Origin of the sequence: Thiospirochaeta perfilievii (assembly GCF_008329945.1) — a bacterium.
Classification (GTDB): domain Bacteria; phylum Spirochaetota; class Spirochaetia; order DSM-2461; family DSM-2461; genus Thiospirochaeta; species Thiospirochaeta perfilievii.
Genome location: NZ_CP035807.1, coordinates 922,063 through 947,093, shown reverse-complemented (window position 1 = coordinate 947,093; position 25,031 = coordinate 922,063). Strand labels below are relative to the sequence as shown.

Annotated in this window: 19 protein-coding genes and 1 pseudogene; 5 read left to right on the top strand and 15 right to left on the bottom strand. The window is 32.5% G+C overall.

Features of this window, described 5'->3' with window-relative positions; genetic code table 11:
• Nucleotides 1-3: 3 nt before the first annotated feature.
• Complete coding sequence (locus EW093_RS04350; protein WP_149567218.1) at nt 4-1,539, bottom strand: histidine kinase N-terminal 7TM domain-containing diguanylate cyclase; 1,536 nt, start codon at nt 1,537-1,539, stop codon at nt 4-6.
• Nucleotides 1,536-2,909 (bottom strand): aspartate kinase, encoded by a 1,374-nt coding sequence (locus tag EW093_RS04345; protein WP_187759827.1) that lies wholly within the window; start codon nt 2,907-2,909, stop codon nt 1,536-1,538. The genes EW093_RS04350 and EW093_RS04345 overlap by 4 nt, the downstream gene beginning before the upstream one ends.
• Before the next feature lie 83 nt (nt 2,910-2,992).
• Between EW093_RS04345 and EW093_RS04340 the strand changes: the two genes are divergently transcribed.
• Together EW093_RS04340 and EW093_RS04335 are read left to right on the top strand one after the other, a co-directional pair.
• The gene (locus EW093_RS04340; protein WP_149567216.1) at nt 2,993-5,767 is read left to right on the top strand and encodes a PAS domain-containing hybrid sensor histidine kinase/response regulator; all 2,775 of its coding nucleotides are present in this window, start codon (nt 2,993-2,995) and stop codon (nt 5,765-5,767) included.
• A gap of 3 nt (nt 5,768-5,770) precedes the next feature.
• Nucleotides 5,771-6,802, top strand: coding sequence for an adenylate/guanylate cyclase domain-containing protein (locus tag EW093_RS04335; protein WP_149567215.1), 1,032 nt, complete (start codon nt 5,771-5,773; stop codon nt 6,800-6,802).
• On the opposite strand, the gene EW093_RS04330 is transcribed toward EW093_RS04335, so the two are convergent.
• A complete protein-coding gene (locus EW093_RS04330) occupies nt 6,799-7,752 on the bottom strand; it encodes a D-2-hydroxyacid dehydrogenase (protein ID WP_149567214.1) in 954 nt (317 codons plus the stop codon). The genes EW093_RS04335 and EW093_RS04330 overlap by 4 nt on opposite strands.
• Before the next feature lie 7 nt (nt 7,753-7,759).
• Entirely contained in the window at nt 7,760-8,620 is an 861-nt protein-coding gene (locus EW093_RS04325) for an ROK family protein (protein ID WP_281283503.1), read from the bottom strand.
• Nucleotides 8,621-9,122: 502 nt separating this feature from the next.
• Here EW093_RS04325 and EW093_RS04320 point away from each other — a divergent pair.
• Complete coding sequence (locus EW093_RS04320; RefSeq protein WP_149567212.1) at nt 9,123-9,623, top strand: DUF308 domain-containing protein; 501 nt, start codon at nt 9,123-9,125, stop codon at nt 9,621-9,623.
• On the opposite strand, the gene EW093_RS04315 is transcribed toward EW093_RS04320, so the two are convergent.
• Nucleotides 9,610-11,751: a SpoIIE family protein phosphatase gene (locus tag EW093_RS04315; RefSeq protein ID WP_149567211.1), complete on the bottom strand. Its 2,142-nt coding sequence runs from the start codon at nt 11,749-11,751 to the stop codon at nt 9,610-9,612. The two genes, EW093_RS04320 and EW093_RS04315, sit on opposite strands and share 14 nt — an antisense overlap.
• Before the next feature lie 3 nt (nt 11,752-11,754).
• A complete protein-coding gene (locus EW093_RS04310; RefSeq protein WP_149567210.1) occupies nt 11,755-13,899 on the bottom strand; it encodes a SpoIIE family protein phosphatase in 2,145 nt (714 codons plus the stop codon).
• Between the two features lie 157 nt (nt 13,900-14,056).
• On the opposite strand from EW093_RS04310, the gene pcnB reads away from it, so the two are divergent.
• Together pcnB and EW093_RS04300 are read left to right on the top strand one after the other, a co-directional pair.
• Nucleotides 14,057-15,178 carry a polynucleotide adenylyltransferase PcnB gene (gene pcnB, locus EW093_RS04305; protein WP_149567209.1) on the top strand — a complete coding sequence of 374 codons (1,122 nt, stop codon included), beginning with the start codon at nt 14,057-14,059 and terminating at the stop codon, nt 15,176-15,178.
• Complete coding sequence (locus tag EW093_RS04300) at nt 15,175-15,735, top strand: DJ-1 family glyoxalase III (RefSeq protein WP_149567208.1); 561 nt, start codon at nt 15,175-15,177, stop codon at nt 15,733-15,735. Before pcnB ends, EW093_RS04300 begins: the two co-directional genes overlap by 4 nt.
• On the opposite strand, the gene EW093_RS04295 is transcribed toward EW093_RS04300, so the two are convergent.
• The 9 genes and pseudogenes from EW093_RS04295 to EW093_RS04260 form a co-directional block, all read right to left on the bottom strand.
• Nucleotides 15,698-16,705: a tetratricopeptide repeat protein gene (locus tag EW093_RS04295; protein WP_149567207.1), complete on the bottom strand. Its 1,008-nt coding sequence runs from the start codon at nt 16,703-16,705 to the stop codon at nt 15,698-15,700. The genes EW093_RS04300 and EW093_RS04295 overlap by 38 nt on opposite strands.
• Nucleotides 16,705-16,836: a hypothetical protein gene (locus tag EW093_RS17805; protein WP_281283477.1), complete on the bottom strand. Its 132-nt coding sequence runs from the start codon at nt 16,834-16,836 to the stop codon at nt 16,705-16,707. Before EW093_RS17805 ends, EW093_RS04295 begins: the two co-directional genes overlap by 1 nt.
• A 3-nt stretch (nt 16,837-16,839) precedes the next feature.
• Nucleotides 16,840-17,204: pseudogene (locus EW093_RS04290) on the bottom strand (tRNA (cytidine(34)-2'-O)-methyltransferase); the annotation flags it as partial.
• Nucleotides 17,204-19,228, bottom strand: coding sequence for a RelA/SpoT family protein (locus tag EW093_RS04285; RefSeq protein ID WP_187759826.1), 2,025 nt, complete (start codon nt 19,226-19,228; stop codon nt 17,204-17,206). The gene EW093_RS04285 and the pseudogene EW093_RS04290, both read right to left, overlap by 1 nt.
• Nucleotides 19,221-20,057 carry a peptide chain release factor N(5)-glutamine methyltransferase gene (prmC, locus tag EW093_RS04280; RefSeq protein ID WP_149567206.1) on the bottom strand — a complete coding sequence of 279 codons (837 nt, stop codon included), beginning with the start codon at nt 20,055-20,057 and terminating at the stop codon, nt 19,221-19,223. Before prmC ends, EW093_RS04285 begins: the two co-directional genes overlap by 8 nt.
• Before the next feature lie 2 nt (nt 20,058-20,059).
• Nucleotides 20,060-21,124 carry a peptide chain release factor 1 gene (gene prfA, locus EW093_RS04275; protein WP_149567205.1) on the bottom strand — a complete coding sequence of 355 codons (1,065 nt, stop codon included), beginning with the start codon at nt 21,122-21,124 and terminating at the stop codon, nt 20,060-20,062.
• A gap of 54 nt (nt 21,125-21,178) precedes the next feature.
• Nucleotides 21,179-21,799 carry a rhomboid family intramembrane serine protease gene (locus EW093_RS04270; RefSeq protein WP_149567204.1) on the bottom strand — a complete coding sequence of 207 codons (621 nt, stop codon included), beginning with the start codon at nt 21,797-21,799 and terminating at the stop codon, nt 21,179-21,181.
• A gap of 1 nt (nt 21,800) precedes the next feature.
• A complete protein-coding gene (locus EW093_RS04265; protein WP_149567203.1) occupies nt 21,801-23,729 on the bottom strand; it encodes an ABC-F family ATP-binding cassette domain-containing protein in 1,929 nt (642 codons plus the stop codon).
• Nucleotides 23,729-25,003, bottom strand: coding sequence for an SH3 domain-containing protein (locus tag EW093_RS04260; RefSeq protein ID WP_149567202.1), 1,275 nt, complete (start codon nt 25,001-25,003; stop codon nt 23,729-23,731). The genes EW093_RS04265 and EW093_RS04260 overlap by 1 nt, the downstream gene beginning before the upstream one ends.
• Nucleotides 25,004-25,031: the final 28 nt, after the last annotated feature.

The following is a 25,031-nucleotide window of genomic DNA, read 5'->3' as shown; positions in this document are numbered from 1 at the left end:
ACTCTATTTAGAAACCCTATTTCTTCCACTATTTTTAGCCCTATAAAGGGCTTTATCACTACGATCTATTAGTTTCTCTAGTCTCTCTTCATTATCTACGTTGTAAGTATATAGTCCTAAACTGATTGTAGTATTTATTAAATTATCTTCTATTTTAATATTTAAATTATCAATTGACTCTCTTAACCTTTCCGCTGTATTAAAACCTTCATCTTCTGTGGTATTTGGACATATAATTAAAAACTCTTCTCCCCCATACCTTCCAATAATATCAATATCTCTTAGGTTCTCCTTTAGACTCTTTGATACCAGTATTAATATCTGATCACCAATTTTATGGCCATAGGTATCATTTATATCTTTAAATCTATCTATATCAACCATTATAAAACTAAGGGGTTTTTTACTTCTATAACAGATAGACACTTCCCTAGATCCAAGCTCCATAATGGATCTTCTATTATTAAGTCTAGTTAGATAGTCATAACTTGCCCTATGTTCCAACTCTTTCATAAGTTTTTTAATATCAGTTACGTTATTTATAAGTATAACTCTTCCTATATCCCTATTAAAAGTGGATTTGAAATTGTAAATATTTACTTTATAATAAAAAATATCCATAGAGTTTGAGGTATAGGAGAAGTCAAAATTTGATAGACTATCATCAATAGCTTTATGAAGATGTTTAGAAAATATATTAAAAGTTGGGAGTTTATATCCCTTCTCTAAATTAATGAATTCAAGGGACGTTGCTGCACTATTAAAATCTAATACTACTCTTTTTTTATCAATTAAAATAAAGGCTTCATCTACAGAATCAATTGCTATATCCCTTCCATAGGGTATTAATTTAAATAGTTTTAGTTTTAGTATTGCTATACTAAAGATAATTCCTACTACAAATGAAGAGAATGGGTTTATATCAATATTCCCTGGTATAAAACCACACACATAGAATATAAGGATTATCCAGGGTATAAGTTGAGCCATAATTAGGGCCCATAGCTGTAATCTTTTTACTTTTGAAACCTTATTTAGATTAAATATTAAGTAGATAATACAGATTAGAGATATTAATTGCTGGTATATAATTCTAATTATATAGAATATCCCCTTTTCAAAATCCAATGTTGGAAAGAACCCAGTCATATCCACATGGGGGTTTATGTATAAAAGTGTGTGATACTCCACAGTATATGCTAAAAGAGTTGAGGTCACAGGAATAATTAACATAATAATAGTTAATAATCTATTTAGTGGTTTACCAGATGTATACCTATATGAGAATAGAACTGCAAAATAGGATATATATGGAATTCCTGTATACTCAAATTTTATCGCCTTTAATATTCCTTCTATATCAGTCCTAGAAATTTCTAAAGCGTACCCAAAGGCGTAGATAGCTACACTAAACATAAAAAGAGAGAACTCTAGAGCTGAGTGTAACTCTCTTTTGTTAAAAGCCCATATAGAGAGGGATAGTGTGGTTATGCCAAGGAGTATTAATATTATACTAAGATTGATAGAGGTTATAATCATTTATAAAAAAATCCATCATGAATGACTTTAATTGTTTTATTTCTAAATTTAGTCTCTATAACAACATACGCTGCTACTTCAGATGCGCCTCCAGATATAATTTTTGCATTAATCCCCTCTTTGTTCATTGAGGATAACATTTTATAAACAAGACCGTGATGTTGTAGAATTCCCTCTCCCACTATAGCCACAATAGATAGGTCATCCATAGGTTTTATATTGGTTATAGTGTGAAAGTTAGCTTTCTCAACTAATAGAGTCGCTTCTTTTAAATCGATATCTTCTAAGTATATGTTTATAGATGTACCAGAAGTAACTACTGATAAGATATTAATATCGTGATCATCTAATAGTGTTGTAACTCTTCCTAGAATTCCAGGCTTATTTCCCACACCAGGACCATTTAGTTTTAAAACTGAGAAGTTATCACTATATGTTACACTCTTTATCACAGAGTCTAGAATCTTCTCCTCATGACTTATTATTGAAAGGGGTATAAGTGTTGGATTCTCCTTTGTTATATTAAAAATACGTATTGGAATAGACTTCTTCATTAGTGGCTCAACTGTTCTAGGGTGAAGAATCTTAGCCCCAAAGTAGGAGAGCTCTGCAGCCTCCCTATATGATAGATTTTTTATTTTAACAGGCTTCTCTATTAGTTTAGGGTCAGAACTTAAATAGCCATCAACATCCTTCCATATATCAAGGGATTCGGCATCTATTAAGTTTGCAAAACTTGCGGCTGAGTAGTCACTACCTCCTCTACCTAATAGGGTTATTCTTCCCTTTGGGGAGATTCCATAGAAGCCGGGAACAATATAAACCTTATCCTCTTTAAGGGCACTATTAACCCCCTCCATAGATACTTCATAATCAATTGAAGCGTTCCTAAATGTTCCAAAGGTAGTAAAACCCATATCTTCAGGAAGTCTCTCTTCTGCATCTATTCCGTTATGTTTAAAAATAGCTGTTAAGAGTAGGGAGGATAACTTCTCTCCAAAACTTAGAACTTTATCTTCTACAAAGTCTGGAACATCTCCAATATAGTGAATACCCCTTAGGCAGTTCTCAAGTTCCAGAAGCCGTTCCTCTATTTTTGTAAAAACCTCATCTTGTAGAATTTTTTTTTCTATATGTTGATTAATAGCCTCTTTTTTAATTCCTTTAATAAAACTGTTTATCTCATCTATATGGTTTATAGAAGTTTGAACCTTAGAAATCCCATCTATTAGATAGTTTGTAACCCCAAAAAAAGCTGAAACTACTATAACCAAGGGTCTGTTGTAGGATTTAACTACTTTAATAATATTTTTAATATCTTCTGGGGTCTTTAAGTTTGATCCCCCAAATTTAACAACAATCTTTTTCAAATAAAATCTCCATATTTGCACGTATTAATATAAAAAGGTATTATATTTTATATAAGTTACATTTTATAGTATAGGTGGTTTTAATGGATAAGTGTGGGAAAAAACTTTTAAGAAAAACTCTAATGGTGACAATTCTTGTTCCATTTTTTGTCCTATTTTTAATATCCTTTAAAGGTAAAACATTAAAGGATGCCTTTTTTAATAGTTTCTATTCAGTAGTAGATTTTCCTAATTCTATATTTCCACTACTTTTAATACTTTTTTTTAACTTTATGATAATGCATCTTCTATTTCCAATATTCCATTTTTGGCAGAAATTTAATAGGAATATTCCAGTAAGTATGGATGAAAAGAATAGGGTTATCTCTATTTTTAATAGTCTAGGAAAAAAAATAACACTTATGAGTGTTGTTGCCTTTGTTTTAGGCACTGTCTACTCCTCATTTGAGTATTACAATAATTATCAAGATCTTCTTCCCACTTTTTATAATATGTTAGAAGGTATTATTACCGGTCTCTTTACATCCATATTTATAAATATGAGCCTAGAAAACATCTATTTCCCAATTAAAAGTGCTTTAATGATAGATCCTCCTACATTAGAACCAAAATTTAGATCCTATTATAAACAGATGAGTTATGTTGTAATACTTTTAATAACTTTTTTAGGTTTCCAGGTATTTACTATAGCATCAGATTTTTACTCTGTTTTTTCAGGTAACCTTCAGGATCTATTTATACCTAGGGTAGGGGCTAAGATGGATATGTCTCCTGAGATGTTACTATCTAAGAGTGGACGTAGCCATAAAGAGATTGAAGATATATTAGATGTTATAGGATTAAAAATATTCTTTTATCTCTTTTTATCATTTAGAATTTTGGTTTTATTAAAGAATCAGATAAAAAATCCCCTAGAAACAGTTGAGGGTAGACTGGAAAAGTTAACATCTAGTAACGCATCAAACACAGCTCAGATTGAAATTGTTGATAATAATGAGTTTAGTAAAATATATGGTAATATTAATAAATTAATAGTTAAGCAACAGTCCGAGTTAGAGAACAGTAGGGAGCGTTTACACACTGTAATTGATAACGCAGCAGATCCAATTATCTCCTTTAATGATGATGGACATATTTTTATATTTAATCCAGCAGCCGAGAAACTCTTTGGTTGGAGTAGGGAAGAGATAAATGGAAGCTCTTTTTCATCCTTATTTGACCAGGAAGAGGAGTTTTGTAAAACCTGTGGGACAGATAACAAACGATTTGTAAAGGATATTACAGATAGTAAAAACAGGTTAAAAAGATATAGAGGAAGAACAAAGGGGGGAGTTAGTATTGATTTTGAAGCAAACTTTAGTAAAAGTTCTACTCCCGATGGAACAATTCATACTGCCATAATAAGGGATATTTCCAAACAAATTCTATTTGAACAGAGTCTGCAAGATGCAAGAAAGGCTGCAGAGAGGGCTAATAGGCTTAAAAGTGAATTTTTAGCAAATATGAGCCATGAACTTAGAACCCCTCTTAATGCAGTCTTAGGATTTACACAGCTACTAAATAGTGATAGGAATTTAACAGATAACCAGGTTGAAAAATTAAATATTATATCAAGAAGTGGAGAACATCTTTTAGGATTAATAAATGATATTTTAGATATCTCAAAAATAGAGGCAGGGAAAATAGAACTACACGAGTCTGTCTTTAATTTAAAAGAGTTTACCCAAGACTTAAAAGAGATGTTTGATTTACGGTGTAAAAATAAGGGGCTAGCACTTTATGTAGAGTATGTAGATCCTCTTCCTGTTTATCTAAAGAGTGATTTAGGAAAGTTGAGACAAATTTTAATAAACATTTTAGGTAATGCTATTAAATTTACCAATGATGGGGGCATCTCCATAGTTGTAGGTATTCAGTCTGGAAAGCTACGATTTTCAATAAATGATACAGGAAAGGGAATCCCCGAGAGTGAGATTGAGTCTATTCTTCAGCCATTTACCCAGTCTAGTATTACAGATAATGAGGGAGGAACAGGTTTAGGGTTAGCTATAACAAACAGTTTTATTCAGATGTTAGGTGGGAAACTAGAAATTGAGAGTAAAGAGGGTGTTGGAAGTAACTTCTCCTTCTCTATTGATTTTGAATATGCAGCTAAGGCTGATAATGTTGAGGAAGATATTGGAACTGTTATTGGTATTGAAGGAGACAGGCATCCTACAGTAATTATTGTAGATGATAAAATAAATAACAGACTAATATTAAAAGAGATGTTAGAGAGGGTAGGTTTTGTTACTATAGAGGCTGTTAATGGTAAAGATGCCTTAGAGAGAGTTAGAGAGTTTAAACCTGAGTTAGTATTTATGGATATAAAAATGCCTGTTATGGATGGTTATGAATCTGTAAAACTTATGAAGGCTGATGATTTAATTAAACACATCCCTGTTTTTGCCCTAACAGCCAGTGCTTTTAAGCATGATGAGAAGAGTATTTTAGCCTCAGGCTTTGATGGATTTATTGCAAAACCCTTTAAGTTAAGTTCTCTCTTTAATTTAATCAGTCAAAATAGCCATATTCAATTTACCTATGAGAAAACTGCTAAAGAGCAGAAAGAAGAGATCTCTATAGATAATTTAGATATAAAAACTATTAGTCGAGAGCTAACCGGTGATATAATTGAAAAGTTAGACGACTATATATTAATAAATGATTTTGTTGCTATTAAGGGTGTATTAGAAACCTTAAAGGGGAGTGAAGCTCTATTGGATTTTGTTAATATTGTAGAGTTTTTTACAAATAACTTTGATGATGATAGCTTAATAACACTAATAGAAAAAATAAAAAAACAGGATAAAGAGTAGTTTATGGAAAAGTCAAGAATACTAATTGTAGATGATGTTGAAGAGAATTTAAAGGTTCTAACAGAGACTCTAACTCAGCAGGGGTTTCATCCTCTTCAGGCAAAGAGTGGAGAGAGAGCTATACAGATTGCTAAAAAAGCTAAACCAGATCTTATTCTTTTAGATATACAGATGCCTGGTATGGATGGTTTTGAGACTATATCTATATTAAAAAACGATCTTGAAACTGTGGATATTCCGGTAATATTTATCTCTGCCCTTAATCAAATTGAGGATAAGGTAAAGGGGTTTAAGTCAGGGGCTGTAGACTATGTCTCTAAACCCTTTCAAAAAGAAGAAGTTATAGCTAGGGTTACAACTCACTTAAAACTAAGAACAGCATTAAAGGATATAGAGGTTGAAAGGGAGAAGTCCGAGAAACTTCTTCAAAATGTGCTTCCACTTTCTGTTGCAAATGAGTTAAAAGAGACCGGTGTCAGTCTTCCTCAAAACTTTAAGGATGTAAGTGTTCTGTTCTCAGATATTGTTAATTTTACAAAATACTCAGGGGAGTTAGATCCAATAACTTTAATTAGTGAGTTAAATACAATGTTTACAAAATTTGATGATATAATGGAAAATAATGGGTGTGAAAGAATAAAGACCATTGGAGATGCCTATCTAGGTATTTGTGGAGTTCCTAATCATACTAGTAACCACGCATATAAAATTTCAAAGGCTGCAACCCAAATGATAAATTATATAGAGGATTATAATAAGAGTTCAGAATATAAATGGGAAGTTAGAATAGGTATTCACTCTGGGGATATCGTAGGAGGAATTGTAGGTAAAAAGAAGTATATCTATGATATTTTTGGAGATACTGTAAATATAGCCTCTAGAATGGAGTCTAACTCTAAACCTATGTGTATAAATATTTCAGAAGATACTTTTAACAGAGTTAAAGACTCGTTTAATTGTAATAAAAGAGAACCTCTAGAAGTTAAGGGTAAGGGGCTTACAAATATGTACTTTATAGAGTCTTTTAAGGGTTAAACCCAGTTTCTCTCCTCTCCATTTAAAAAAGAAGTAATATTTTCACATATTTCGCTAACTACTCTGTTTCTAGCCTCAATACTTGCCCAGGCAATATGAGGGGTAATAAAAAGTTTATCTTTATTTTTTAGATTAACAAGGGGATTATCATCCTTTACCGGCTCTGATGTTAAAACATCAATACAAGCTCCACTAATTAGTCCATTATCAATAGCATGGGCTAAGGCTTTCTCATTTATTATTCCACCACGACCTAGGTTTAATATAATTAAATTCTTTTTAACAAGTAAAAACTCTTTAATTGATATTAGGTTATCAGTTTTGCTATTAAGTGGTGCATGGATTGATATAATATCTGACTTTGTTAATAGCTCCTTTAAAGTTACCTCTGTATATTCCTCTTCCCTTTTAACACCACTTGTAGATGTATAAATTACATTTGCACCAAAGGATTTGGCTATTTTAGCTACACTGCGGCCTATATTTCCAAGACCAATTATACCCCAAGTTTTACCTGAAATTTCCGTCCAACTTCTCTCTATATGGGTAAATGTTTTAGAACCCTGGTAGCTTCCACTCTTAATATATTCATCATAATATTTTAGGTGTTGAAGTTGGTATAAAAGCATACTAAAAGTGTGTTGGGCAACGGAATTTGTTGAGTAGCCCTCAACATTGGTAACCCTGATATTGTAGATTTTAGCCTTCTCTACATCAATATTATTATATCCAGTAGCAGTTAGGCAAACTAGTTTTAGATTTGGAAGTTTTTTAAACTCCTCTTCACCTAATACAAATTTATTTAATATTAATATATCTGCATTGTATCCATGACTTACTAACTCTTGGTTACTTGTTGATTGATATATGGTAACATCACCAAACTTATTAAATGGGGTTAAATCCAGGTCCATCCCCAAAGTAGCTGCATCTAAAATTGCTAAATTCATAAAACTCCTATTTAAAGTACTTGGCCATAATAAGAGTTGTTGCTCCCATTGGTGTAGCCAGTTCATCAAGTTCAGATTTACTTATCTCTATCTGTAAAAAATCCTCAAAGAATTCATCTGTCTTACTTTTTATTGCATCAATAAGTGGGTTTAAAAACTCTTCCTCTGCATTAATAACATTACCACCAATTATTAATTTTTGGGGATTTAATAACTCTATACTATGAATCATCTTCTCGGATATTATATCTGTGTAAATTGCTAATAACTTTTTAACAGGTTCATAGTCATCATTTAAGAAGTCTTTAACCTTATCGATTGTAAAGTCTAATAACTCCTCTTCCGGAGGAAGTGAGCTTTTTAACCTCTTATCTGTTAAGTAGTAGTACATCTCTCCTGCATGGTGATTACTACCCTCGTATAGTTGATTATTTAGATATAGACCAAGACCCATGTTTTGTAGGGTTGACCCAATTAGTAGATACATAAAATTTTCATACTTTATATCATGGGGATCATGTACAAACCATTTTTCTGCAAGAAGTGAGGCATTAACATCGTTTATAATGGATATAGGGTAGGGAAAGTATTTTGAAATTTCATCCTTTAAGTGTACTTTAGTTAACTTAATTCCCTCACACTTATATATTATTCCACTATCACTATCTACTTGGGCTGATATTCCAATTCCAATACCTGCAATTTTATCAACAGGAATAGACTCTTTTAATATGATTTGATCAATGACATCTTTTATATCCATTATTACAGCTGCTGTAGAGTTTTTATCCGAATAAGAAGCGTAATGGGTCTGTATAATTTTACCAGCAAAGTTATTTATAATAGCTGTTATTTTTTCAGGTTCTATACTTAAACCGATTGTATAAAGTTTATCTGGGTTTAATTCTAAGAATAGAGGTGGCTTTCCACCTTTTTTAGTTGATGAACCTGTACCTGCTGTAATTAAAAAATCTTCATTAATAAGCGATTGTATACAGGGGGATATTGTAGACTTATGTTTTCCTGTTATTTTTGTAATCTCTGTATTAGATAATTTATTTTTTTACGGATTAGATTTAGTATCATTTTTTCGGTCATATTCATAACTTAAGATTATAGCCCATTATTACAATATGGCAATAGTGCCTTAGGGGAAAAAAAGTTGACAATGCTGAATTCTAGGTTATTATGTAAACGTATAGTTTTTCCAAATGTAAAAAATCATAAACCTCGCAGTTATGTTTTTAGATTTGTTGTTGCAGTAATCAAGTGATTACTGCTTTTTTTATAAATGAGATTGTAATACAGTAATCACCGGATTACTGCTTTTTTTGTATAATTATAATGTTAACAACTTAAGGAGATAAATAATGAATAATGATATTGTACTAAAAAATATTAAATTCTCTATCATGCTTATTTTAGGATTGGTTTTAGTTATAAATCCAACTTCACTACTATCTATACTGCTTTTTATACTAGGGTTTTATTTTATCATCATAGGTTTTAACTCTTTAATTTCTTCTGTAATTCTTATTAAATTTAGAAAGGGTTGGGTATATGATGGTGTAAAAGCTGCCATTTTACTTATAGCGGGAATAGTTCTTGTTTTTAACACTGGTAAAATAGCAGTTACAATATCTAGTTTGGTCTTTGTAATAATTGGTCTACTTATCTTTTTTATTGGGGTTATGGCTATTATTAGGGTAAAGGAGACTTCTGCTGGTATAATTCTTATTGTTTTAGGTCTTTTAATAGCCCTATTTCCCCTAGGAGTTTCTAATTTAATAACTAGAATCATAGGTGGATCTTTAATAGGACTATCTCTATACTTATTATTATCAATAAATAACTTAACTAAATCTTCTTAAATACGATTACAGTCTCATCATCAATTCTATTTTGGGCTCCTCTAAACTCATTTAGGTAGTCCTTTAATAGAACTGTTATAGTCTCAGTTCTGTTATTAGAGTGCTCTAATATAAATGATTCCAGTTCGTTAATTGAGAATACATCATTAAAGTCATTTCTTACCTCTAGTAGTCCATCTGAAAACATATAGAGAACATCATCTTCATTTAGAGAGATACTTTTATTAGAGTATATTGTAGTATTATCAATACCAACTGGTACATCACTATGGGTAATTCTCTCTACAACCTGTTCTTTACTTCTATAAATTAAAACTGGAGTATCCCCAGCTATAGAGAGTGTTATGCTATTATTACTATTATCATATACAAGTACAGATAAGGTAGCAAAATAATCAGTTTTAACCCTGTCGGAAATACTCTTATTTAAAAAAGTTAATAGGTCTTTAGCTGTAGATTTAGAGTTTGATGCTAGTTGCAAAATTGTTCTAATAATTACTAGAACTAATGCCGCTGCAATCCCCTTACCTGCTACATCACAAACTGTTGCAACACTCTTATCCTTACTTATTTTATAAATATCGTAATAGTCTCCACTTATACCCCTAGCACTATCAGAAAATGCAGAGATATCAACATTAGGAAGTACTGGTATTTTTTTAGGAAGTAGTTGGGTTTGAATCTCAGAAGCGATGTTCATCTCCCTTTTCATCTCACTCTTTTCCAATAACTCCATATACTTATAAAGGTTATCTATAGTAAGGGATACATACTCTACAAAGGATACCATATTTGAGAAGTCTAAATCCGAGAAGGTCTCTTCTCTATTGGTTTTTGCTAAAGATATAACTCCTAAAAGTTTATTAGAAACAACAAGAGGTATTGTCATACTTGATTTAATAAAAAGAATATCCTGGGGGTTTGAGTTAAATGGAAGTTTATCACTCTCCTCCTCACTATCCTTTACAAATAGTGGTTCACCCTTTAAAACACTCTCTTTAGTTAAATAACTACTATGAAAGGGAATAGGGGTTGATTTAAATTTCTCCTCTATTAGACTTCTTTTAGATTTTACAGATATGGATACAGAGTAGGGTGGTGGAAAAAATCCTTCTAAGTGTTCTACCCTTAAAATATCAGAGAATTTATCTACTAATAAAATAGTTGCAGCATCAGCCTTAGAAGACTGTTTTGCAAGCTCTGTTATCTTAATTAATAGAGCATCTATATTAACATCCTTGGAGATAATTTCACTAATCTCATTCATTATCTCTTTCATTGATGCAGTTTTACCAATTAACATAGTTGATAAGGTATTAAAACTCTTGGCTAAATCGGTAAACTCATCACCAGAGTTATCAATAACCTGGCTAGATAAGTCCCCTTCTGCTATCTTCTCAAGGGATGTCTCTACGTTATGAACTTTCTTTATTAAACTTTTAGATATTCTTGAACTCATCATTGTAGCTGCAGTTACAATAAATATCAGCAAAATTATTAAAAGAAGTGAATTCCCTGCAATACTTACATTAATGTTGTATTGAAGATCCTCCTGTACAATTTTAATTTGATCTTCAATTACCTTTTGGCTTAGCTTATTATTTTTTATAAGGTCAATTGTAGACTTGAGTTGTTTTATCCTAGCTTCATCACCAAGACCCTTTGACTCTTCATCAAGTAGTATATCATAACCTTTTAATAGTCCATGATTACTAATAATAGGTATCCATCCCTTAGTGGGGGATACATACTCCCTAAAGTTTTGGGCTAAAGGCAGGTAGTAATTTGAGTTCTTTTGGTGCCACTGATAGTAAAACTGTTTAAAGTTAGCATCTAAATACTTATGATTTTTAGTTATATCCTTATACATAAAATCAACAAGGGAGATAAGAGCATTAAATTTATTTGTTACTTCTATACCAAACTCAACTATGTTCTCATTAATATATAACGAGTTATAAAGCATATCATTAACGTTATATTCGATGTCTATCAATCTATTAAAGTTAACCTGTAGCTGTTTTAACTCCTCTATATCTGTAAAAGATCTATATAAAACTCCAATAGAGAGTAAGATGCAAAAAACTGTTGTAAGCTGAATATATGTAATTTTTGTACGTATTTTCATCTATTATTTCTCCTCATCAATTTTAATAATTAAAATTGTCTGGTCATCATGTTGGCTTGCTCTTGCTGTAAACTTTTGCATATCTTCAACTACACTATCTAATATTTTATTTGCATTCTGGTTACAGTGAAGTCTTATCTCCCGTAACATTCGGTTTGTGGAATACTCGTCCCCATCGTGGTTTCTAGCTTCAGGAAAACCATCGGTATACATAAAAATTATATCACCCGGGTATAAAGATATCCTTTTTTCCATAAAAGTAGCATCCCTATCTATACCAATAGGAAGTCCTGGGCTATCTATTGCATAGAACTTCTGGGTTGATTGCCTAAATATCTGGATAGGGTGGTGGGCAGCATTTGAGTAGTTTAATTTCATGTTTTGTAGATCAATCTTAAAAAAAGCCATAGTTGCATATCTATCAACATCTATTTTACCACTTATACTTCGGTTTAACATTGTTAGAGTCTCAGCTGCTCCCCTTGCAGGAGAGGATACAAGCCTTAAAATTGTTCTAATCATAACCATTACAAGGGATGCAGGTACACCTTTTCCAGCTACGTCGCAAACTGTTGCACCAATAGTATATTTATTCATTCTAAAAAAGTCGTAATAATCTCCACTTACTCCCTTTGCTGCAAGGGTATAGGCACTTGAGGTAAGACCCTGTATCTTTGGCATCTTAGTTGGTACTAAACTCTGTTGAATATCAGCAGCAACTCCAATCTCTTTTTGCATCTCGAATTTTTCAATTAGTTCATTATACTTTTCTAGAGTATCAATGGTTAGGGCAGCATAATCACTAAAGGAAGAAAAGTTTGAGAAGTCTAAATCCGAGAAGGATTTTTTACTGGTTGTTCTTAACACAACAAAAATCCCAATGATATTACCCGAGTTTATAAGGGGAACCATCATTAAAGAACTTATATATAGAGCTGATTTAGGGTTTCTACATTGGGGGAAGTCCGGATGTTTAAAACACTCCCTAATTAGAATAGGCTCTCTCTTTTCAATACACTCGTTAACAATTATAGAATCTAGAGGTATATTGTTCTCTGATAAATATCTGGCAGCTTTAGGTCTATCATTAGATAGATCCTCTTCTATAGGATAGAATGGAGGAAAATGTCCTTTTGATGCTGTTAACAGTAGCTCGCCATTTTTTAAACTAAAAATTGCAGAAGCATCAGTATGGATGTGATTAGTTACATTTGAGAGAATGTTTCCTTGTATTTTACTAAAATCAAGGTCCTCGTTCATAGCGTGGCCAATATCATTCATAATAACATTCATAGAGTCTAACTTTTTCCAAAGCTGCTCAATAAAGTTATTAAAATTCCTAGATAGGTCCCCAAATTCATCTCCAGCTGCAATATGTAAACTTGAAGTAAAGTCACCATTTGTCATCTTAAATAGAGAGTCATTAACTTGATTTAGGTTAACTGTTATAACATTAGTAATAGAGTATCCAATATAAAAAGATAACAGAATAACAATAATTAAAAGAAAGATTGTTATTCCAAGAGATCTCTTTTTTAGTGCATCTAATCTTATATAAAAATTATTTTTAGACTCATTCCATTGATTTTGATAAAGGGTGTACTGATCTATTAGTTCTAATTCAGCCTTGTAAACTTTATTTAGATTATCAATTATCTCATCTCTATCTGTCTGATCTTTAAGGATTTTAGGCGGTGATAATTGGGATAAACGTAATGCTTCTTTAACCCCGTATTCCGTTATTATCTTTTCTGTGTTGCTACCCTTTATACTATCTAATAATCTTTTTAGGTCCTGCATAGATTTACTACTAATAAGTATATAGGAGAGCCTTATGTTTTTAGATGACTCTTTTAAGCTCTGTGTATTAAAAAGAGTTGATCTTTGAAGAAAATCTAACTTATCCTTATGAATATTGAAGTTTTCTATTAGCTCATTTTCTAAATCTGTTGGACTTAAACGTTTATTAGCTGCTGTATTAGTAAAAAAACTAAAACGATAGATATCCGAATCTAAATGTCCAAGAGTTATTTCCGCATCATTTATGGAAACATATTTATTCATGTGTAATGAGAAGATTAATATAGATAAAAATAGAGTTATTGTCATTATTAGCTGTACTGTTATAAGTTTATTTCTAATTCGCATTTTATATCCTTGAACTCTGGAACTATATATTTTTATATTATCGACTTATAATCTATTAAAAATAAATATAAATATAACATCAGGTTGTGCTGATGTCTAGGATAATCTGATTTCTTTATGGTTGTATTTAGGGTGATTTTAGAGTACATTTCTTATTATGTTAATTCGTTATACAACTGATAAAAAGGGAAGGCCCCAAAAACAGGCTGAAGTGTACCAAGCTAAAGAACATAATATAAATAGATCATATATAGACAAAGACGCTATTACTGTAATCGAGAAATTAAATAGACGTGGTTTTCAAGCATATATAGTTGGTGGTGCTGTAAGGGATCTCATGTCAAAACGTGAACCAAAGGATTTTGATATTGTTACAGATGCACTACCTGAAGATGTAAAAAAGATTTTTAGAAATTCAAGAATTATTGGTAGAAGATTTAAACTAGTTCATATATATTTTGGGGCTAAAATATTTGAGGTTGCTACCTTTAGATCCTTAGAATCTACAAATAATCATAATGATTATGGAGGTATAGAAGAGGATGTTTTAAGAAGGGACTTCTCTATAAATGCTCTCTACTACTCTCCTTCAGAGAATCAAGTAATTGATTATATTGGTGGTGTTAAGGATTTAAGAAATAAGAGATTAAGATCTATTATAGATTTGGATACTACATTTCATGAAGATCCAGTACGAATTATTCGTGGTATTAAATATAGTAATATCTCCAAGCTTAAAATACCATTTAAACTTAGAATGCAGATGAAAAAGGATGTCCATCTACTTAATGATGTATCTATTTCAAGATTAACTGAAGAGGTTTTTAAAATACTTCTCTCTGGAAAATCTATGATAATTATGAATGACTTTATTAAGTATGGGCTTTTTTCATATCTTTTCCCAGAAATAAATGACCCAATAATAGGTAAAAATAGAAAAGAGTTTAAAAAGCAATTTTTTAGGGATTTAGATAAATTGGATAAAAAACTTTATAGGGGTGTTGAGAAGAGTAAAGCCTTGGCTCTCTCCTACCTTTTAGATGCATATCTAACAGGGTTAGGAACATTTTCAACTAAAAATATTGTTATGAAAGACTTTGTTCATAATATTAAAACTAGTTTAAAACCACTAATTGCTCCAAATGTGGATGTAGAAAGTGCAGCTAGAATACTGTTAAAAAGAAAAAATATTAAAATAAATGGAAAAAGAAGATATTCAAAGAATGGAGGAAGACCTTCATTTAATAAATTTAAAAAAATAAGGAAGCTAGATAAATGAAAAAAATTGGAATCATAATCTCCCCTGGGTTTGAAGAGATCGAGGCTATAACACCTATAGATATATTAAGAAGGTCTGGACTAGAAGTTATTACCCTTGGTATTGGATCAACAAGTGTTAAAGGAAGCCATAATATTGTTATTGAGACCGATTTTTTAATTGATGATTATATAGATGTAGATGATGTAGAAGGTATCGTTATTCCTGGTGGTATGCCTGGAGCTACAAATATTGTTAATTCAACTGCTGCTATTAAAATAGTAGAGAAAACTTATAATAAAAATTGTCTTGTTGCTGCTATATGTGCTTCTCCAGGAGTTGTATTAGGTTCTTTAGGTCTTTTGGTTAATAGAGATTTTACATGTTATCCAAGTTTTGAAGATAGGGTAGAAGGTGGTATTTTTCTAGAACAGAGTGTTGTTGTATCAGATAACATTATAACAAGTAGAGGTCCTGGTACTGCAATGGAGTTCTCATTAGCTATTGTAAGTTACCTAATTTCTAAAGAGAAAGCTGATATTATTTCCACAGCTCTTTTGTTTCCCAGAATTTCTTAGCAGAAGTTGAGCCATTTAAATAGGCCTCCTTTATCCACTTTCTAGATAGATCCCTATCCTTTTGGCACCCTTCTCCCTTATAGTACATAACGCCTAAAAAATACTGTGATAGGGATTCTCCTCCCTCAGAGGCCTTTAGAAAGAGAGAGTGGGCTAATTCGTAGTTTATTACTGTTCCTTCTCCAAAATAGTTCATAATACCAGCTTTAGAAATAGCATCTATTATATTATTTTCAGCGGCTTTTATTATCCAGTTATATGCTTCATGAAGATCTTTAAGTATACCAATACCATTATAGTTCATTAAACCTACCATATATATTGCAGAGACATTTCCTAAATCGGCAGCTTTTCTATACACCCTATAGGCTTTTTTGTAATCCTGGTTATAAGCCCCTGTCTTTCCATAATAGTAGAAGTCTCCAAGTATAAAAAGTGCATAGGGGTTCTCTTGTTTAACCAGATCCCTCACCATAGAAATAAGCTCTTTTTCTAGATAAATTAGTGGTCTTAACCTATAGAAGTTTTTTTGTGATTGAATAAGATATTCAAGGGAACTTTGACTATTTTTTTCCACTCCGAGACCAAAATAGTACATTATTGATAGGTAGAGTGCTGCTTCCCGGTCCTCTGCTGCAGATTGGGTTAAGAGATTTATACACTTTTTATAATCCTTGACTTTATATTGACCAAACTCACTTAAATACTCCAGGGCAACTTTTGTAATAGACTTAGGATGCCCATTTTGGGCTGCTAACTCATACCATTTAAAGCTATCTCTCTCTAAATAGTCTAATCTCTGACTGTTTTTTTCATATTTCAGTTGATCTAATAGTATTGCTAAACTGTATTGGGCTTCTACATCCCCATCTTTAGCTAACTCAACTAACTCATCATCAGGTATAGTTGTATAGTCAATTGCAAAGATATACGAGGTAGAGATTAAGAAAAACAGAACTATTTTTCTCACTACTCATCCCAACTTAAATTATGCAGATCCCCTTGAGAACTAAGGGATTCAAAACTGTTTTGTCTTAAAGCTTCATATACCATAACAGCCACACTATTAGACAGGTTTAAAGAACGTAACTCACTTTTCATGGGAATTCTAACACAGCCTTCTGGGTGTTTTTTTAACAGATCTTCCGGCAACCCCTTAGACTCTTTTCCAAAAAAATATAACACTTTTTTGAGTAATCTATCTCTGTGTGATTTTTTTTAGCCTTTGTTGTCCCAAAAACATATTGACCATCTGGATTTTTTAAGAAGAAATCATCAAGGTTTTTATATAACTTAACTCCAAGTTTATCCCAGTAGTCAAGGCCAGCCCTACGCACACTCTTTTCATCTATTTTAAAACCTAGTGGCTCTATTAAGTGTAAAGATGCACCTACAGCAGCACATGTTCTTGCTATATTTCCTGTATTTTGAGGTATCTCAGGTTCGTGTAAAACTACATTTAATTCCATTATTTTAATTCCTGTACATAAGCAATTGTAGGTATAGTTCTTATGCTTTTCAATATTTTTTTAAAGTCTTCACCATTTGTTAGTTCCATAGTAAAATTTCCTTCTAACATTCCTCTATCGTTTTCATCTAAAACTCCAGATATTAGGTGGGCTTTATATTTTTTTAATGATCCCTCTATTTCACTAAAGATTCCAGGGGTCTTTTTAGCTGTTACCCTACATTTTCTAACTGTATTTAATTTTTCTGCTTCCCATGATATTGAAATTTGTCTCTCTTCAAACTCATTTATTCCTGATAGATTTGGGCAGTTTTTTTTATGAACAATAACACCTCTACCCCTTGATACAAAGCCTACAATTTTATCACCAATTACTGGATGACAGCAGTTAGCAAAACTAACTAGAATATTATTTTCATTGCCTATTATAATTGAGTTATTCTCTGAGTTCGTAACCTCTTGATGCTCCACACTTGTATCTATAAAAGTATCAAAGTGCTCACTCTCTTCCTTTATCTTACTTGGGGATGCTTTTACAATTACACTCTTTTCTGCATGTACACTTTCATGGTGGGCATTTAACCAGTTTCTGATTTTACTTTTAGCCCGTGCTGTTTTTACATGTTTTAACCAGTTCACATGGGGGTGGGCAGACTCTGAAGTCATAATTGATATTATTTGAGAACTCTTTAAAGGTTTAGTAAGGGCAATAATCTTATTATTTGCCTTAGCTCCTACACATCTATCTCCAATTTGTGAGTGTATGTGATAGGCAAAATCTAGGGCTGTAGCACCCTTAGGAAGCTCGATTATATCACCCTTAGGTGTATATACATATATTGAGTCTTGAAGTAAATCCCCTATAACAGTATTTATATACTCTACAGAGTCTATATTAACATCACTCCATGTTTTAAGCTTATTTATTACAGCAAGATCTGAAGGTTTTACATGCCCATCTTTTTTACCCTCTTTATATAACCAATGGGCTGCAATACCGTACTCTGCGGTTTGGTTCATTTTAAAAGTTCTAATTTGTACTTCAAAAGTTTTACCCTTCTCTCCCATAACTGTAGTATGGAGAGATTGATAGTTATTCTCCTTTGGCATGGCTATATAGTCTTTAAACCGACCAGCAATAGGGCTCCATAAACTGTGTACAATACCCAATATATTGTAACACTCTAGGGTTGTAGAACATAAAATTCTTAAACCAAGAAGGTCATAAATATCTGCAAGGTCCTTATTTTTCTCTACCATTTTATTATATATGGAGTAGAAGTGTTTAGCCCTAGATTTTACATCTATAGTTATGTTTTGCTCTTTTGTCGCCTCTAGTATATTGTACTCAATTTTTGCTAGAAACTGCTGTCGTTTCTTCTTTTTATCGGAGACAAAGCTCTTAATTTTATAATATGACTCTTTATCTAAGTATTTAAGGGATGCATCCTCTAGTTCAGATTTTAAACCATAGATACCTAATTTCCCTGCTAAGGGTGCATAGATATCAAGACACTCTTTTGCTATTCTCTGCTGTTTATCAGGTCTTAGATAGTGGAGTGTTCCCATGTTATGTTTTTTATCTGCTAGTTTAATAAGTATAACTCTTATATCCTTAACCATTGCAAGAAACATCTTTCTTATTGTTTCAGACTCTTGAATACTTTTACTTTGAACATTTACAATACTTATCTTAGTTACACCATTAACTAGGGTTGTTACTTCCTCGCCAAAAAGTTCTGTAAACTCCTCTTCTGTAATATCAGTATCCTCAATTACATCATGAAGAAGTCCACCTATTACAGTGGGAACATCCATTTTAAGCTTTATTAAGGTTTCCGCTACAGATATTGGGTGGATAATATAGGGTTCTCCACTGGCTCTTTTTTGACCCCTATGCTGGTCACAAGCCCACTTTGCAGCAGACATAATTCTAGATTTCTCATCCTCTGTATATATGCCTAATTGTTTACTTAGGTCAGTTAATATTCTGTCAATGTCATCTTCAGTTATCAAGTTATTCATATTTCCCTACTATAATTCTATCTAAAGATGCTAAATCTTTTAATATATGGATATTTTTGTATCCAGCACTCTCCATAGATCTCTTCATATCTTCCATCTGATTAGAAGATGCTTCAATTAATAACCAGCCACTGTTATTTAGATAGTTAGGAGCTTCATCAATAATAGTATGAATTAAATCCAAACCATCAAACCCTCCATCAAGGGCTAATACTGGTTCTTTCCACCCATCTAAAACTCTATCTTCAGTCTCTTTTTTTGTTAGATATGGGGGGTTAGTAACTATTATATCAAATTTTTTATCTTTTAAATTAGAAAAAAGGTCAGAATGAATGAAATTTATAGAGTTATTAAGTAGTTTCTGGTTATTTACCTTAAAAACCCTCTCTGAAATAGGGGAGATATCCGTTGCTATTATATCTAATTTAGGGCACTCTTTTTTTAGGGTAATTGCAATACAGCCTGTCCCTGTGCACATATCTAACCCTGTTTTTAAACTATTTTTCTCTATAAGGTCTAACGCTGTTTCAACTAGGATCTCTGTATCTGGTCTAGGGGTTAATACTCCATCCTCTAAATAAAATGTATAACCGTAGAACTCTTTTTCATTTAAGATATAAGCCACAGGATAACCCTGTGACCTTAGTGTAATAAACTTTTTAAATTGTTCTATATGGGGATCATCAACAATATCCGAGTATCTTGCAAATAAAGAGGCTCTATCAATTCCCATTACTTTAGCCAATAGGATTGAACAATCCAGCCTAGGGCTTTCTGAACTATTTTTTAAAGAATCAGCCCCGTAGTTTAAAAGATCTCGTATTGTCATTTTTATTTTAAAGCGTCTTCTTGAGCACTTAGTTTAAGTGCAGAAAACATCTCCTCCATATTACCCTGCATAAAAGAGTCTAGTTTATATAGTGTAAGATTTATTCTGTGGTCTGTAACTCTTCCCTGGGGAAAGTTATAAGTTCTTATTCTTTGGGATCTATCCCCTGAACCGACCTGTTCTTTTCTATTTTCTGATCTCTCAGAGTTTACTCTCTCAATCTCAGCCTCAAGAATTCTACTTCTTAAAACCTTCATCGCTTTATTTTTATTTTTAAGTTGGGACTTCTCATCCTGACATGTAACTACAACACCTGTAGGAAGGTGGGTAATTCTAACTGCAGAGTCAGTAGTATTAACCGACTGTCCACCACAACCCTGGGATCTAAAAACATCTATCTTAAGGTCATTCTGTTTTATATCCACATCAGCCTCTTCAGCTTCTGGTAATACGGCAACAGTTGCCGCAGAAGTTTGAATCCTTCCATTAGACTCGGTTACTGGAACCCTTTGAACCCTATGACCACCACTTTCGTAACGTAAGTTTGCATATACATTTTTACCAGAGATGGAGAATACAACCTCTTTAAAACCACCTAACTCGTTCTCATTAGATGATATTATCTCAACCTTCCAGTTTTTTTGTTCTGCATACCTTACATACATACGGTATAGATCTGTTGCAAAAAGTGCAGCTTCGTCACCACCTGTTCCAGCTCTAATCTCCATAATAATATCTTTACCATCAAGGGGATCTTTTGGAACTAATAACATCTGAAGTTCTTGTAGGATTGGATCAACTTGGGACTCAAGCTCTTTAAGCTCCTCCCTTGCCATCTCCTTCATCTCTGCATCTTCTTCCATTTCTAACATCTCTTTTGCTTCTAGGATGTTTTGTGTTAGTTCATTATATCTATTGTAAGTTGTTACCACTTCACTTAAATGTGAGTATTCAACCATTAAATCCTTATATTTTTTTTGGTCCGATAATACATCTGGGTCAGCTATCTGTTTTTCAACTTCGTTGAATCTTTTTACCATGTCATCTAATTTAACGTCTAATTTCATAAGGGAAAGTTTAACAGGTTAACCAGTAATTATCAATTAGTGAAAAGTTAGATTCTATCGAATAACCGTATCTTGGGTTGAGATATCTTTTTTATTGTTAAATGATGGTTTGAAACCACCCATCACAGTAATTAGACCATACAATAGCCCAACTGCAGCACCTACAAAGTGGGTAACAACAGAGATATTTCCAGCATCTTCCCTAGAAATCTCTTTATAGATGTAAAAACCTAAAACCACAACAACGGATAGGGGAAACTCTCCTTTTTCTATATTGGTAAATGATATTAAAACAATAAATAGGTAGACAATACCACTTGCGCCTAACATATATGTATCAAGGGCAAGGGCATTAATACCACTTGAAATTATAGCTGTAATAAGGATAAGACCAAGTAGAGTTGTAGATTTATACTTCTCCTCTAAAATTGGTCCTAATAGAATTAGATAGATTGCATTACCCATAAAATGCCCCATATCAGTGTGTCCTAGAATATGGGAGATAAACTTTAGATAACAGTATGGATCACTATATTTAAAACTTATAGATCCATCAGCTGTAAACCAGTTTGAAATTAGGTATGGATTTACATGGGTATTTAAAAATAGAACTAATGAGCTTAATATAATAAGTGTTAATGATACTGGTGCATTATATTTTATTCTAATTTTCAAACTAACTCCTTAATTCCCTTGTCTCTTCTAATTCTATTAACGTCTCTTCCCACTCTATTGTTAACTTTTCTTCAAGCTTTTCACTATCTTTTATCTTATTTTGTATCTCTATAGCCTTTTGTGGGTTACTATAGTTCTCTTCTAGGGCCATTTGATTGTGGTAGGAGGTTGTAATCTCTCCCTGTTTCTCTATCTTTGTAAGTAGTTCTGCTTCTACCCGTTCAAGTTTTTGTATTAGATTTTTAAGTTTTTTATCCTCATCCCTTGATAGTTTTGACTGTTTAACCTCTTTAATCTCTGTGTAATCACCCTCTATATTAAGACACTCTTCATCTCTTTTTGCCTTATAGTAGTTGTAATCTCCAAGGTAAAGTTTATGTTCTCCATTTTCTAGGTGAAGTACCTTTGTTGCCAATCTCTCTATAAAATACCTGTCATGGGAGACAAAAATCAGTGTACCTTCATACTCTGTTAAAGCGCTTAAAAGAACGTCCTTAGACCCTAGATCCAGGTGATTTGTAGGTTCATCAAGTATTAAAAGGTTAAATGGTTTTAAAAGGAGTTTTAAAAGAGATACCCTATTTTTCTCCCCTCCACTTAATACTTTTATAGCCTTGAAAACATCATCCCCTTGGAATAAAAAGGCACCTAGTAGGCCTCTTAATTTTGGTATTAAATCAGTTGGACTCTCGCTTTCTAACTCTTCTAAAATTGTATTATTCTCATTTAGTTTCTCTCCATGATCCTGGGAGAAATAACCAACCTTAACGTCTGTTCCTAGTTTAAAACTACCTGTATAATCTTTATCAACACCGGCTAAGACCCTAAGTAGTGTAGACTTTCCAGCACCATTTTTCCCTGCAATAACAAGTTTTTCATTCTTTTCAATATGAAGATCCAGGTGGTTTATAACTTTTTTATCACCATAGGATCTATTAAGATCCTCTAACATTATAACATTTTTACCACTGTGGGGTGGCTTAGGAAAAGTTATATTCATCTTTTGCATACTTGTGGGAATTTCAATTCTCTCAATTTTTTCTAGAGCCTTCTCGTGGGAACCTGCTTGGGTAGCCTTAGAAGCTTTTGCTTTAAAACGTCGTATAAAATTTTCATGTTTAGCTATCTCTTCCTGCTGCTTTTTATACTGTCTTAATAACTCTTCTAACTCGATCTCCCTTAATTTCTCATACTTACTATAATTTCCTTTGTATAGTTTTAGACTTCCATTAAATAGCTCCGCTACATGGTCTACAACTTGATCTAGAAAAAATCTATCATGGGATACAATTAATACTCCCCCTGTAAATACTTTCAAGAAGCTTCCTAACCAGTCTCGAGCCTCAATATCCAGGTAGTTTGTTGGTTCATCTAATAGAATTAATTGGGGTCTTTGCAAAAGAGCTTTAGCTAAAGCAATTCTCATCTGCCAACCACCAGAGAACTCAGAGGTCTTTTTATTAAACTCTTTAAGGTCAAATCCAAGACCCTGAAGGATTTTAGTTATTTCACCCTCCCTAGAGTAGTAGCCACTCTCTACAATTTTTTCATGGATCTCATTATGCTCAAATAGAAGTTTTTCATGTTTATCTTCCCTACATGTTGTAAGCTCATGTCCAATTTTATCCATTTCAGCTTCTAGTTCTCTAATATGATCAAAAGCTCCTTCAACCTCTTCTAAAAGGGTATTGTCCTTGAATACAATACCTGATTGGGGTAGATAGTATGTTCTAACACTTTTAGGTATAGAAACCTGGCCTCTATCAGGAGGGTTAACTCCTGATAGGATCTTCATTAGTGTTGACTTTCCACTACCATTTCCACCAGAGAGTGCAATTCTACTCTTATCTGTTAGAGTGATATTTACATCCTTAAGAACATCTCTATCCCCAAAGGCTATCCCTATGCCTATACCTGTTGCTGTAGTCACTATAGACTTCCTGTAAAAAATAGCTGAATAGGCGTATAGAAATCATCAGTTTCTACAACTTTATCTTTAATAGTTGCTGGAGGAACATAAATAAAAGTTACTCCATTATTTTCAAAATTATATAAGAATGTAAGCTCCTGCCGCTCCCCAAAGTCAAAGGTAATAACACCATCATACTTACTCTTAAGTTGTTGACTTAAGAATATATCAAAGGAGATCTTCCCCTCTGATGAGGCATTACTAGTAAGTAGTTGTTTTGTTATTAGGTTCTGTTTATTGGTCCATGTGAATTTATTATCTTCATAAAAAGATATCTCTCCATAAGCCCTACTATTAAAAACTGGTCCACCAAATAGAAACTCATTGTACTTAATCTTTCTTGATGTTTTCTCTGTCTCAATAATCTCGTTTACAACACTATCCTTCATATAGATAAAGTCTGTCTCATAGGATTTAGAGTCTACTGAGTAGATTACAATTACCTGACCTTTGTAGGAGAAATCTAATTGAATAGGAGAGCCTTCTAATATGTAGTTATTAGCTCCAGTTTTTTTAAACTCAGTAAATTTATATGTAGCATAGTGATCAGGCATGGATATGGTAATCTCTTTATTATCAAGATCTGGAGTCATTTTAAATTTAGCCTTAAATTTATCTAAGTCAATATTTCTGGATTTTTGCATCTCCCAGAAGTACTTAGGTCTCCATACATTTCTAAAAAACTCATGAATCTCTGGGCCGTCATCTGTAACATTACTATGAATAACCTGGTCGTTATTATATACACTAAGATAGGAGTCATAACTCCACCCTTTTACCCCATCATCGGTTATTAATTTCCACCAATATCCCTCAAATCGAGCAATTTTCTCTTTTTCTGCTGTTCTTCCTATAACCTTAACTCTTTGGTCCTTTTTAAGTCTATATACTAAATTAGCTTTAGCTGTTGGCTTAATTCTCATAGAGTGGGCATTAGTATTAACAATAACGTAATAATCTTTATACTCTTTATACTCTTCTATATATTTTTGAGCATCTTCTAACTCTTTATAAAACTCTACACGCCATTTTTTTATTTCGATATGCTCTTCTTCTTCACTATTATATACCCAGGCTTCCCTTATTCTAGACTCCTTAGTTATTTTTATTAGTGATCCTGTCTCTAAGTTACTATCCTCTTCAGGTAACATTATTACCCCATAACCTATATATTTTTCACATGATGATAGAGCCATTATGCTTATAAAAATAAGTAAAAGTTTTTTAAAATTCATTTTATCTCCTTAGTTGATTTCAGTAATA